The sequence below is a fragment of the Shewanella sp. SM21 genome, assembly GCF_025654335.1.
Lineage (GTDB): Bacteria > Pseudomonadota > Gammaproteobacteria > Enterobacterales > Shewanellaceae > Shewanella > Shewanella oncorhynchi.
This window is the reverse complement of sequence record NZ_JAKKRL010000012.1, coordinates 12,430-26,028: the sequence shown is the minus strand read 5'-3', so window position 1 is coordinate 26,028 and position 13,599 is coordinate 12,430. Positions and strand designations below refer to the sequence as shown.

Sequence of the window (13,599 nt, the reverse complement as noted above, 5' to 3'; positions counted from 1 at the left end):
CTGCGTAATACTCAGTGATGACGATGATTCGAGTCACTTGTATGCTTAAATCTTTGTGCTAGTCTTGGATTATTAATTATTTTTAGTCTGAAAATTAAGCGGTTGGATATGGATATCTGTTCTTTTGCCCTATTAGCTCAAGTTTCAAACTCCCTTAGTTTACAGCAAGAGTTGAATGCTTTGCTGCAACAAGACTGGTTACCCCATGTAAATCAGCGTGATTATATGGGGGGGTGGGATGTTCTCGTCTTACGCTGTGCTGCAGAGTATCGCGGTGCTCATCCTATCTTGCAAGCCTTCTCAATTTCTACCGGTCAGTACTGGCAAAATTTGCCTCAACTCGAATCGAGCCCTGCGTTATGCCATTTTCTACAATCTTTAGCCTGCCCAGTGAAATCCGTGCGTTTGATGCGCTTACATGCGGGGGCAGAAATCAAACCCCATAGAGATCAAGGACTCTGCCTAGAACAAGGCGAGGCAAGACTGCATTTGCCACTGCAAACGAATGAGCAACTCAACTTTTACGTGGACGATAAACGTGTACCCATGCAGGCCGGAGAGCTTTGGTATATCAATGCCGACCAAGTCCATTGGGTTGAAAATAAAGGGCAGGATGCGCGGATCAATTTAGTGATTGATTGCGAGGTCAATACATGGTTAAGGGAGTTAATCGATGCTGCAAAAATCAGAGCTTGAATTAGGGCATAGTTTGGATGTAGCTGTATTAACTCAGTTTGCTAATGCGCTACTGCTGTCAACCTCAGCAGGGGAGTCTAAACGGCTCATTGATCCCATGCTGAAGCAGTTATGCCAAATAGCGGCAGTGGAGTTACACCCCGAGTCTTTTTTGGATACTGAGGCGAGCCATACGCCTTTTGGTAAGGCTGTGTCACTCACTACCGCGGCGCAGTGTGCCGAAGATCCCGAACGGGGTCGAGTCTTTATACAAGGGATTTATCAAGCAATACAAGATCGTCTAAAGGCTCATCCCGGGCAGATTGTGAACATCCTATATGCGGGGACTGGACCTTTTGCTTGGTTATTATTACCTCTGCTGCCGTTATTTTCTGCGAGTCAAATTCAAGTGACCTTGCTCGACATTCATCAAGCCTCGTTAGATAAAGTCACTAAGCTTATTGAACGCTTTGATTTGGCTGATCGTGTGGTGGAGCGTGTCTGTGCGGATGCCACGCTTTGGCAGCCAAATACAGTCGTAAAGTTTGATGTGATTCTTTCCGAAACCATGAAGCACTTGTTGCAACAGGAGCCGCAAGTGCAAATTTTTACCCATTTACAGGCGTATCTTGCCGATGATGGTGTGCTCATCCCGCAAAATATTGAGTTAGACGCTTGGCTTGAGTGTCGTACTGTGCAGGATTTTGTGGAGACGCATTATTTAGGACCGTTATTCGCGCTCAACCTACAAACAGCGCGCTTACTTGCCAGTGGAGACCGTAGCTTCTTGGCTGGTACTTTACTGCTCCCCGATTTCAGCCCGAGTGCGGTAACGCTTAAGTTCACGACTTCCATTCAAGTCTATGGTAATTCCACGCTGAGCGAAAACCAATCTCAACTCACGTTACCTCGATATCGACGTGAACATTGGCTTAAGCCGCTCTCATGCCTTGCTTTTCGATATGAGCAGGGTACTCATCCCGATTTTGTGTTTGATGTTATAGAGCAAAAACCTGTGCTTGTGTCGAGTGACGATCTGAGCTGCTTAGGCATTTATCATTTGCAGCGGCTTTGGCAAAAGATACAGCTACGCAAACGGGGAGTGCCATTCACTGAACCGGCTAATGAATGGCACTTAGATAAAACCTTGCTGGATCTTTGTGGAATAGGGCTCGAGCCGGGTCTAAGAGCTTTATATCAAAACGATCATCAGTCAGCTTTTGTTGCTTACATTCAGCAAATCGCCAAGCTGACAGCCGCGGATATTGCTGGGATTAATCAGCAATTAGGCGCTATTTCCCATGGATTAATGCCATCGGTCACAGTACCAGAAGTCGAAGACTTAAATTCTACAGAGGTTGAAGACTCAAATCCGGCGGCAGTACTTAGCGAGTCACAACTTAATTTTTGGCAAAATGAAGGCTACTTAGTGATCCCGCAAGTACTCACGGCAGAGCAATGCGCCGCAACACGAGATTTTATTTGGCAGCAGTTAGGAGCCAATGAACAAGATCCCACCACTTGGTATCAACCTCATGATTTTATGCAGAAAATTATGCTGCAACTGTTTCGCCATCCGCAACTGGACGCGAATCGACAAGTCCCCAAAATCCGTCAAGTGTTTGAACAGTTGTGGCAGCGAACTGATTTAGTCATGACAACCGATAGAGTCAGCTTTAATCCACCTGAAACGCCAACTTGGCATTTCCCCGGTCCTGATATGCACTGGGATATGCCGCTACAGCTCCCCGTTAAGTTTGCGACGCAAGGGTTAATTTATTTAACCGACACTGGCGAGGAACAAGGCGCATTCTGTTGTGTCCCCGGATTTCATCTCAAGATAGAGGAGTGGCTTCTCGAACAGAACAAGCCTGATATTGAGCTTCAGCAACAGGATTGGCATCGCTGGCAAGTAAAACCTATAGCGGCTAAAGCGGGCGATTTAATCATTTGGCACCATGCCTTGCCCCACGGCGCCAGTCCTAATCGTGGGACGTTACCGCGTATGGTGCAATACATTAACTTTTACCCTATGGCTTCCTAATGATTGATTTTAAAGAACAACAGCAACGCTATTGGCAATTGTTGCATCAACCAGATTCATTGTTTTTACTGCATCAAGCGAATGATGTTGAGCATTTTATTGCGCTGATGACGGATTTTCTTGCTTGGCCAGAGCTTAGTTTGGAACACATGCTCGCATTTATTGCTTTGCAGCAAGATAGCTTTATTCCAGATTTAGATCGCTTCAGTCAAGCCTGGTTCCCTTGTCGTTATCACTCACAACATAAAACGGTGAGTTGGGTTCCGGCATTTCATAGGTTATCTAAACCCTTCTTAGAGGATGATATCAGTGATGCTCGTCGTTGTTTGCTCGCCAGTTTTATCCAACCTAAAACTTTGCTCGAACCCCTATTATCCCAACGCGAAAGTTTGCCTATCGTAAATCCAAGTTTGATGATTTTTCATTGGTCCCGTTGTGGTTCGACACTAGTGTCGAGCAGCTTTGCTCTGCTAGAAACTTGCCGAGTGCTCTCTGAACCTATGCTATGCAGCGATGTTATGCATGATGACCATTGGCCTTTGGAACTAAAACCTCAGCTCGTCGATTTATGCTTAAGACTACAGGGGCGATTGAGGCTGGGAGAGCGTGAGTTAGTGATCAAGTGGAATGCATGGGATCTGGCCTGCTGGCCCATGTTACTCGAACTTTACCCTAAGAGCCGAGTGTTATGCTTGATACGCAATCCTAAGCATATTATGTTTTCTCATCAACGAGTTGCTGGGAGACATATGGCTGGAGGGAAAAGTTTACTTCCAACTGAACTGCATACTCAACAGATGAAAAATACGGATACTGAGCCTAGCTTAGATGAATTTCGTACCACCGTCTTACAGCATTTTGCGCAATTATCTGCCGCTTTATACCAATCATCTCGAGCTATTCTACTTGATTATCATCAATTAAAAGATTTTAAACCCACAACATTCTCTACCATCTTAGGATGGCCATTATCTGAAGGTGAGATTGAGCGCTGGCAAAACCATTGGTGTTTTGATGCGAAACAGCAGGGGCAACTATTTACACCTGTTGTGTCAAATGAGCTCGTCCCACTCCGTGAATTTCAAAGCCCATCGTGGCAGCAATTATTAATGATCTATAACCAACTTTTACAGCGTTTATATTGGGATAAAAAGGCATGATGCTAGGTGAGTTAAATCTACCAATAGGCTTGAGTGTTAAAGCCGCTAATACAAACGATAGCTTATTTATGGCGCAGCTTTTTTATTCCACAAAAACGTTCTTTTATGAACTTGGTTTGTCCTGTGAAGTCGTTGAAACCATGCTGGAGCAACAATATCGACTGCAGGAGGCCTCTTATCGGGAACAATATCCAAATGCCAACACTTATATCTTGTTTTATCACCAGCAAGCCGTAGGGAAAGTGATGCTCGATATCAGTGAGTATAAAATCCATATTGTTGATTTAATTATTATACCTGGCATGAGAGGACAAGGTTTTGGCTCGGTCATTTTAGAGGCCATTAAGCAAGAAGCGCTGAAACGCCATTTGCTTGTTGGTTTATCTGTGGAGAGCGAAAATACTCAAGCTAAAAAGCTTTATCTACAGTATGGGTTTGAGCTCCAGAGTTGTTCTGACACTCACGAGTTGATGCTATGGGGTGGAGTGAAGTGAAAGTATCTATATTGATTTTTTTTTACCCAATTGTGTTTATCAATTTTTAATGTATGTTTAATTGTAATTAACTTGTTTTATTTTTGGTTTATGTTATCTAGATAGTCCTTTCATCGTGTGATGTGGATGATGTTGCAATCAGCTAAAGGAACTCGCTGTCGATTAAATGTCGTGAGTAATCATTTCGTTGAAAAACGTTAAATAGACAAAATCGTTATTTTAAGGAGAAAAACAATGTCAGATCCATTTATCGGTCAAATTTCTATGTTCGCTGGTAATTTCGCTCCCCGTGGTTGGGCCTTTTGCAATGGGCAATTACTATCTGTTCAGCAAAACTCTGCGCTTTTTGCAATTCTGGGCACCACCTATGGTGGCAATGGCCAAACGACCTTTGCGCTGCCTAATTTACAAGGCCGTGTGCCTGTGCATCAAGGCCAAATCCCTGGCGCCAGTCAATATACCCTGGGACAAACGGGTGGGACTGAAAAAGTGACATTGACTGCCAATGAATTACCCGCTCATAACCATACCGTTGCATTGAGTGGTACTGGAAATGTCAGCGTTGCGCTTGGGGCATCTTCTGCTAACGGTAATGCACCAGCACCGGGACCAACGACAGTACCTGCCAAGGTATCCAGCGGATTAAATGCGCTCAACGCATATAGCACTACTGCACCGGATACCACGCTTTTGCCAGTGAATACCACCACGACCGTTAATGTGACTGGTAATACGGGTGTAGTCGGTAACAACCTGCCAGTTCCTATTGTACAACCTTATGCAGTGGTTAATTTTATTATCGCAACTGAAGGGATTTTCCCTTCGCGTAATTAAATTTACACGAACTAGATAGGGGAATCTGTAAGAGAAATAGTGCGTAAGAAGTACGCACTATTTGCATTTAGGACAAGTTATTTATGGGGAATTATCATGCTTCAACCTGCTTATAAAGCGATACATGCCGTTAAGAATCTTATTGTTAGATTCTGGCATTCTTATTGGACAATACTTATTGTAGGCAGTTTGTTTGCGATGACTTCCCTTAGTGCTAATGCACAAAACCGATCCTATGATTTTACAACTAATGATACCGTTACACTGACTAATGCGGCTTCTGCGCTATCGAACCGGACGACATTTACACTGGAGTTCTGGGCGAAATTTACCAGTGTCAATGGCACCATCAATTTGGTGGATATCACAGGTGGTAACGATGCCGGTGGCCTCATATTGAACGCAGGTAAATTAACTGTCGATTTGGCCTGTGATTTTGGTTGCTTGACGGAAAGTAATGCACTGTCCTTAAGTGCGGGGACCTGGTATCACATTGCAGTAGTATTTGAGAACGGGACTTGGGATTTTTATGTCGATGGAGTAGCACAGGGTATCAATGTTCTTGATCAATCGGCTCTCACTAATGTCCCTGATTATCTGGGCGCGGGAGTTACAAACCTGTTGTTTGGGTTGCAAAACCACCCATCTGTCGATGATTTTGTAGGTAGTATTGATGATATACGTTTGTGGAGTTCGGCACGTACTCAAACGCAAATTCAAAATAACCGTAGCAATGAATTAGTGGGCAATGAATCCGGCTTGCTAGGTTACTGGAAATTGAATGAAGCCAGCGGAACTACAGTCAACGATAGCCAGACCAATACCTCTCTGTTAACAGGTACCAGCAGCGGTATCGGGTATAGCCCAACGGGTGCATTTGTTGTGGATGTTGTTGCTCCGACAGTCAGTTCGGTCACATCCAGCACCGCTAACGGCACCTATAAAGTAGGTTCTCCAATTAGCATCCAGGTAAATTTTGATGAGGTAGTTAATGTAATAGGTACACCACAATTAACTCTGGAAACCGGAACTACTGACCGGACGATTAATTACTCAGGTGGCACAGGCTCAAGTACTCTCACATTTAGCTATACCGTACAGGCGGGCGATGTCAGTGCTGATTTGGATTACACCTCAACTACTGCCCTTGCTTTGAACGGCAGTACTATTCGTGATGCAGCAGGCAACAATGCCACCCTTACACTTGCCACCCCTGGCGCGGCAAACTCTCTGGGTAATAATAAAGCGCTGGTTATTGATGGCGTAGTGCCCACAGTGACATCGGTAAATTCTAGTGAAGCCAATGGAACTTATAAGATCAATGATGCAATCAGTGTACAGGTCAACTTCAGTGAAGCGGTAACCGTGATCGGCACTCCACAGCTAACATTGGAGACAGGTGCAACCGACCGGACAATCAACTATGCGAGCGGTACTGGCACCTCTACGCTGACATTTAGCTATACCGTTCAGGCTGGGGATACTTCTAGTGACCTGGATTATGTAGCTACCAGCTCGCTGGCATTGGGCGGGGGAACTATCAGGGACGCTGCGGGTAATGACGCGACTTTGACCCTGGCTTCACCGGGTGCAGCCAATTCATTAGGTAACAATAAAGCCTTGGTTATTGATGGTGTTGCCCCTTCGGTATCCAGCATTGTGGTAAGCGGGAGTCCAACGGCGGCCGCTACCAGTGTGAATTTCACTGTGACCTTTAGTGAATCGGTGACCGGTGTTTCAACCGACGACTTTGCGTTAGGAATTACTGGAACAGCCAATGGCACCATTGCCAGTGTTTCCGGGTCTGGTTCCAGTTTCACGGTTACGGTGAGTGGTATTGTTGGCAACGGTACTATCAAAGTAAACCTCAATGCATCAACCAATATTGCCGATGCGGCAGGTAATGCTGGTCCTGTGGCTTATACCAGTGGGACAACCCACACAGTTGCGATTCCAACAGTATCTGATGCTCCAACGATTGGTACCGCGACAGCGGGAGACGGGCAGGTTTCTATAGCCTTTACGGCCCCTGTAAATAATGGTGGCTCTGCAATCACAGGTTATACCGTGACCTCTAACCCGGGAAATATCACTGCCGGTGGCAATGGTTTTACAACATCACCGATTGTCGTGACTGGCTTAACTAACGGTACTGCCTATACCTTTACAGTGAAAGCAACAAATGGGGTCGGTGACAGCGTTGTCTCTGTTGCCTCCAACTCGGCTACACCCAAAGGTAATCAAACCATTACTTTTCCTAACCCCAGTGCACAAAACTTTGGTACTGCACCTGACTTGAGTTCAACGGCCAGTGCAACATCCGCACTTGCAGTGAGCTTTACCTCATCCACAACTGGTGTTTGTACTATTACTAGCGGCGGCACCTTGACGTTTGTGACTGCCGGTAGTTGTACTATTGATGCGGTTCAGGCTGGTAATACGGCGTGGAATGCAGCCACTACAGTAACCCAGACTTTTACTGTGAATGCGATAGTTCCTGATGCACCAACCATCGGCACTGCCACTGTAGGTGATACTGAAGCAACGGTGACATTTACTGCACCAGCCAGTACGGGTGGGGCTGCGATTATTGCCAGCGGTTACACCGTCACCGCTAATCCAGGTGGTGCAACCGGTACGGGTTCCAGTTCGCCGATTACTGTGACTGGGTTGACTAACGGAGTGGCCTATACTTTTACGGTAACCGCGACCAACTCAGCAGGGACGGGGGCAGCATCGGTAGCTTCCAACTCGATCATTCCGGCATCACCACAGACGATTACCTTTGCTAATCCAGGAACACGGAACTTTGGTACTTCGCCAATGCTGACCGCAAGCTCATCGGCAGGTGGTGGTTATGTTGTCACTTTCACTTCATCTACCACCAGTGTTTGTACTATTACCAGTGGCGGTGTGTTGACCTTTATAACGACAGGAACCTGTACGGTCAATGCGGATCAGGCGGGCGATTTGTCTTTCCTAGCTGCACCGCAGGTGAGCCAGTCTTTCAGCGTTAGCCCCGTAGTTCCCGGTGCACCAACCATAGGGACTGCAATCGCCGGTGATACCCAGGCAAGTGTTGCCTTTGTTGCCCCAGTGAATATTGGTGGCTCGGCGATTACTGGTTATACAGTGACGGTAAACCCGGCGGATGTCGTTCCTGTACACGGTGGTTCATCTCCGATTGTGGTGACCGGTTTAACCAATGGCCAAGCGTACACCTTTACTGTAACTGCCGATAATGTGGCGGGTACTGGCTCTGCATCGGTTGCATCCAATCAGATAACACCTGCAGCAATCCAGACCATCACTTTTGCTGCCCCAAGTGCACAGAACTTTGGCACTACGCCAACATTAACGGCTACAGCTGATTCAGGCTTAACACCTGTCTTTACTTCATCCACTACGGGCGTTTGTACTATTACCTCCGGTGGTGCGCTGACCTTTGTTACGGCAGGTAGCTGTACTATTAATGCAGATCAAGCAGGTAATAGTAGCTATTTACCTGCTACACAGGTGAGCAGAACCTTTGCGGTAAATGCTGTCGTGGCTGGAGCGCCAACCATAGGAGCCGCAATCGCTGGGGATAGCCAAGCGGTTGTTAGCTTCACTGCACCGATATTTAATGGCGGTTCATCAATTACGGCTTATACAGTGACATCTAGCCCCGGTGGTTTTACGGGTTCGGGAGCAGGATCTCCAATTACAGTTACAGGGCTTTCAAATGGTACGGCCTATACATTTAGTGTTACTGCGGCGAATACTGTGGGAAGTGGTAATGCTTCAAGTGCGAGTAACTCTGTGACGCCAAATGGTGCACCGACTATTAGTGGTTCGCCGATATTAATAGTTAATCAGGATGCTTCGTACCAGTTTACGCCAACAGCGTCTGACTCTGTGGGAGATACACTTAGCTTTAGTATTAGTAATAAACCTACGTGGGCAACGTTTAATACCGCGACAGGCATGTTGTCTGGTATTCCATTAAATCAAGATGTTGGTGTGACTAACGGAATTGTTATCAGCGTTTCTGATGGCACTTTATCCGCGAGTCTACCAGCGTTTAATTTAACTGTGACGAACGTCAACGATGCACCGACGATTAGTTCTATGGCTATGACTGCAGCGACCCAAGATGCAGCGTATAGCTACATCTTTACGGCTGCGGATGCTGATGTGGGCGATGTACTTACGTTAAGCGCGATAACTAAGCCTAGCTGGCTAAGCTTCAACGTCGCGACTGGTGTATTAAGCGGCACGCCTACTAATGCTGATGTGGGTTCTCACCCTGTGACGCTGAGGGTGACAGACACTGATGGCTTAACGGCTGACCAATCCTTCATGGTTATTGTGACCAACGTCAACGATGCACCTGTGATTAGCTCTCCAGCCATCACTACAGCAACTCAAGATATAGCTTACAGTTACACAGTGATAGCTACAGACTTAGATGTGGGTGCTGTGTTAACCCTCAGTGTAGTGACCAAACCGAGCTGGTTGAGTTTCAACTCGGTGACAGGTTTACTCAGTGGTACGCCGAGCAATGCGGATGTAGGTAGTCATGCTGTGTTACTGCGAGTGACGGACGCTGACGGATTAACAGCAGATCAATCGTTTAGTATTACAGTCACTAATAGCAACGACGCACCTACCATCACTTCAACAGCAACTATGGCCGCAGTGCAAGAGGCTGTTTACAGCTATACCTTTGCCGCTACAGATGTCGATGTGGACGACGTACTGACATTTAGTGCGGTGACGATACCAAGCTGGTTGAGCTTCAACGCGGCGACAGGGTTACTCAGTGGCACGCCTGGCAATGCTGATGTGGGCAGTCATGCGGTCACCTTACGAGTGACGGACACGGATGGCTTAACGGCTGAGCAAAGCTTTAGTATCACAGTGACTAACGTTAACGATGCGCCTGTTGCGACGAGTGCAAGTGTGACCTTAGAGGAAGATAGCTCTGTGATGATCACGCTTACTGGGGAGGATGCAGATAGTGATCCTCTTACCTATGAAGTGGTGAGCCAACCTGGGTCGGGCACTTTGGAGCAGCATGGAACTGTGTGGTTATACACACCGGAGAAAGATTTCAACGGTGCAGATCAGATAAGCTTTATTGCTAAGGATGCTGAACTGAGTTCTGAGCCTGCAACTATCACCATTAATGTCACGCCAGTGAATGATGACCCACAAGCTGTCGATGATAATTACACTCTAGCCAGCACCGCGGATGATAAATACACACTAGCTGCGCTAGAGAATGATGTTGATGTGGACGGTGATACTTTGACTATCGATGGCGCGGCAGCAGACATAGGTAGTGTGCAGATTACTGCTGATGGACTCATATTTACTGCCCCTGCAGCTTATGTTGGCCCGGTCGCACTTCGTTATACCATTAGTGATGGTCAGAAAGGGCGCGCAAGTGCAAAAGTCAACTTACTGGTAGAAGGTGGGGAGGCTGACAATTTACCTGTTATTACTGTACCTAGTGATGTTGAGGTTAATGCAACAGGCTTGTTCACTCGGGTGGATCTAGGGTTTGCGAAGGCCGTTGATCGTAATGGTCATCCACTGCCCGTTTCTTTGGTTGATAAGCGTTTATTCTTTGCCCCTGGTAGTTACCTTGCTTACTGGCAAGCCGTAGATCGTGATGGCAACAAAGCGACTAAAGCTCAGAAAGTAAAAGTGCATCCATTAATTTCCTTGAGTAAAGATCAAGTCGTGGGTGAGGGTAATGAGGTTGTTGTTAGTATTCACTTAAACGGTGTAGCGCCTGAGTATCCAATATCAGTTCCTTATACGGTTGCAGGTTCCGCGGACAGCAATGATCATGACTTAGTCGATGCGGTAGTGGAGATTACTTCAGGTACATTGGCCCATATTCACTTTAGAACCATAGAGGATGGGGAAGTTGAGGCTGAAGAAGATGTGTTGATCAGCCTAGATCCAAGTTTGAATTTAGGCAGCAAGAAGCAAACACAAGTGTCGATCACTGAGGCTAACATTGCCCCGAGTGTGACTCTTGAGGTGACTCAAGCGGGTGAACGTCAGTTGATCGTGGCACAAAATGGTGGCGAGGTTCATATTCATGCGCAGATTAGCGATGCCAACATGAACGATACTTTGACATCTGTATGGTCGAGTGGCGCGCTGAACTTGCAGTCCGATGATGCGGGGATGTTCTTCTTGCCGACAGAGGTCTTGCCGGGCATTTATCCTGTGAGCCTGACTGTGACGGATAGCGGCTTACCCGCGCTGTCTACCACGGAGAAAGTTTATATTGTTGTGCGCCCATCTTTGCCACCTCTGACGGGGACTGATACCGACGGTGATTTGATCCCTGATAACCAAGAGGGATTTACCGATACAGACCGCGATGGCATTCCAGATTACTTGGATGCAATCAATGATTGTAACGTGATGCCTGAAGGTGAGTTGCAGCCTGTGTACTTCTTGGCAGAGGGGCAAGCGGGCGTGTGCTTACGCTTAGGTAATATTGCACTGATGCAAGAGCAAAGTGGTATTCAACTATTACCTAATCTGGTTCCTGAAGACAGTATCGCGGCCAATGTGGGGGGGATTTTTGACTTCATTGCTACAGGACTACCGCAACAAGGGCAGAGTTACAGTCTGGTGATACCACAACGTTCGCCAGTTCCTGCCAATGCGGTATATCGTAAGTATCAAGCCCAAAATGGTTGGAAGGATTTTGTGATTGATGCGCGTAATAGTGTCGCCAGTAGTGAAGGTGAGCGTGGTTTCTGCCCTCCTCCTGGAGATAATCGTTGGACTTCTGGACTAACTGAAGGCCATTGGTGTGTGCAGTTAACCATAGAAGATGGTGGGCCAAACGATGATGATGGTGTGGCTAACCGTACTATCGTCGACCCAAGTGGCGTGTCAGTGATACTCAATGGTAACCATTTACCTGTGGCGAACTCAGATACGGCATCTTTACCTTGGAATCAGAGTCTCGATGTCGATGTGCTCGCCAATGATACGGATATCGATGGTGATGCCTTGACGGTAACGCAAGTCACCAGCGAGTTCGGAACTGTAGTTATCTTGGCTAATCAGCAGTTAAGTTACACGCCAGCAACCGATTTCATCGGTACAGATGTGCTGGTGTATAGTATTACCGATGGTAAAGGTGGTACTGCGAGTAGTGAGTTGACTGTGATTGTTAATGGCAATACAGCACCTACGACAGTGAACGATAGTGCTGCCATAGATGACAGAACGAGCTTGTTACTCGATGTGTTGAGTAATGACAGTGATCCCGATGGCAACGTTTTAACCTTAGTCAGCGCAACCGCGCAGCAAGGAACGGTTTCTGTTGAATCTAATAAGCTACGTTATATCCCTAAAACTGGATTTGATGGAGTAGATACTGTGAGTTATCAGATTAGTGATGGATTGGGCGGCGAAGCAACTGGGCAAGCGTTAATCACAGTTAAGGCATACCAAGATGTGGTGATAGATAACAAGTCGGGTGGAGGCAGTATGTCCTTATGGGCATTAGGTTTGATTCTTACAATGGGTTTAATTCGCCGTAAGGAATTACATAAATTAGTCTTGGGCACTGTGTTGCTCGTAGGCTCTGTTAATCAAGCAAATGCGGCTGATAACTGGTATGTCGAGGGATTTGTCGGGCAAGCTCAGGTTGATAGCAGCAGGCGAGATCTACAGCCACAAGCGGGGGCAGGCTTTGTAACATCGGTTGATGATAAAGATACTGCTTTGGGTGTGAGTATCGGTTATCAATGGACTCCCTATGTTGCCATCGAATTAGGCTATGCCGACTTTGGTAATGGGACTGCGAGGATTGAGGGCGCAAGTCTCACCCCTGAGCAATATCATGAGCAGGTCAAAGCCGTGACGCCAGTTCTGGCCGATGGTGTCATGCTGGGATTACGCTTCACTTTACTCCAACATGAAGCTTGGCGGTTCGAAGTACCCATCGGGTTGTTTAGGTGGCAAGCGGATATCAGTAGCACTATGGGCAATAGCCGTTTAACTACAGAGCTTGATGGTACAGATTGGTATGCGGGCGTGCGTTTTAGCTATCAATTTAGTGAGTCATGGTCTGTAGGTTTGGGATATCAATATGTGGATATCGAGCCTAATGATTTCCTCAGTTACCAGCTCAATCTACGATATCAATTTTAAGCGTTAGCATATCAAAAGGGGCATTCGCCCCTTTTTACTATCCAATAAAAACATCATATTTGAGAATATTTTGAAGGTGTTCACTTAAGGCTGGGTTGGGTTTGTGATGCATATCGCAAAGGATTTGTGGCTTACCATTAGGAGCATGTAATAAATTCAGGTTGTAGATTAAAGACAGGATAGTAAGATTGTCACTTACCTTATTTAATTTATC

The 13,599-nt window shown here is 46.5% G+C and carries 6 protein-coding genes; all 6 read left to right on the top strand.

What is annotated here, in order from left to right:
• Window positions 1-108: 108 nt before the first annotated feature.
• Window positions 109-696: an aspartyl/asparaginyl beta-hydroxylase domain-containing protein gene (locus L5L94_RS16110; RefSeq protein ID WP_263142170.1), complete on the top strand. Its 588-nt coding sequence runs from the start codon at window positions 109-111 to the stop codon at window positions 694-696.
• Window positions 674-2,719 carry a phytanoyl-CoA dioxygenase family protein gene (locus L5L94_RS16105; RefSeq protein WP_263164031.1) on the top strand — a complete coding sequence of 682 codons (2,046 nt, stop codon included), beginning with the start codon at window positions 674-676 and terminating at the stop codon, window positions 2,717-2,719. The genes L5L94_RS16110 and L5L94_RS16105 overlap by 23 nt, the downstream gene beginning before the upstream one ends.
• Window positions 2,719-3,879, top strand: coding sequence for a hypothetical protein (locus tag L5L94_RS16100; protein ID WP_263164029.1), 1,161 nt, complete (start codon window positions 2,719-2,721; stop codon window positions 3,877-3,879). The genes L5L94_RS16105 and L5L94_RS16100 overlap by 1 nt, the downstream gene beginning before the upstream one ends.
• Window positions 3,876-4,373 (top strand): GNAT family N-acetyltransferase, encoded by a 498-nt coding sequence (locus L5L94_RS16095; protein WP_263164026.1) that lies wholly within the window; start codon window positions 3,876-3,878, stop codon window positions 4,371-4,373. The genes L5L94_RS16100 and L5L94_RS16095 overlap by 4 nt, the downstream gene beginning before the upstream one ends.
• Window positions 4,374-4,607: 234 nt before the next feature.
• The gene (locus tag L5L94_RS16090; RefSeq protein WP_263164023.1) at window positions 4,608-5,207 is read left to right on the top strand and encodes a phage tail protein; all 600 of its coding nucleotides are present in this window, start codon (window positions 4,608-4,610) and stop codon (window positions 5,205-5,207) included.
• A gap of 96 nt (window positions 5,208-5,303) precedes the next feature.
• On the top strand, window positions 5,304-13,385 hold the full coding sequence (locus L5L94_RS16085; protein WP_263164021.1) for an Ig-like domain-containing protein: 8,082 nt from the start codon (window positions 5,304-5,306) through the stop codon (window positions 13,383-13,385).
• Window positions 13,386-13,599 lie beyond the last annotated feature (214 nt).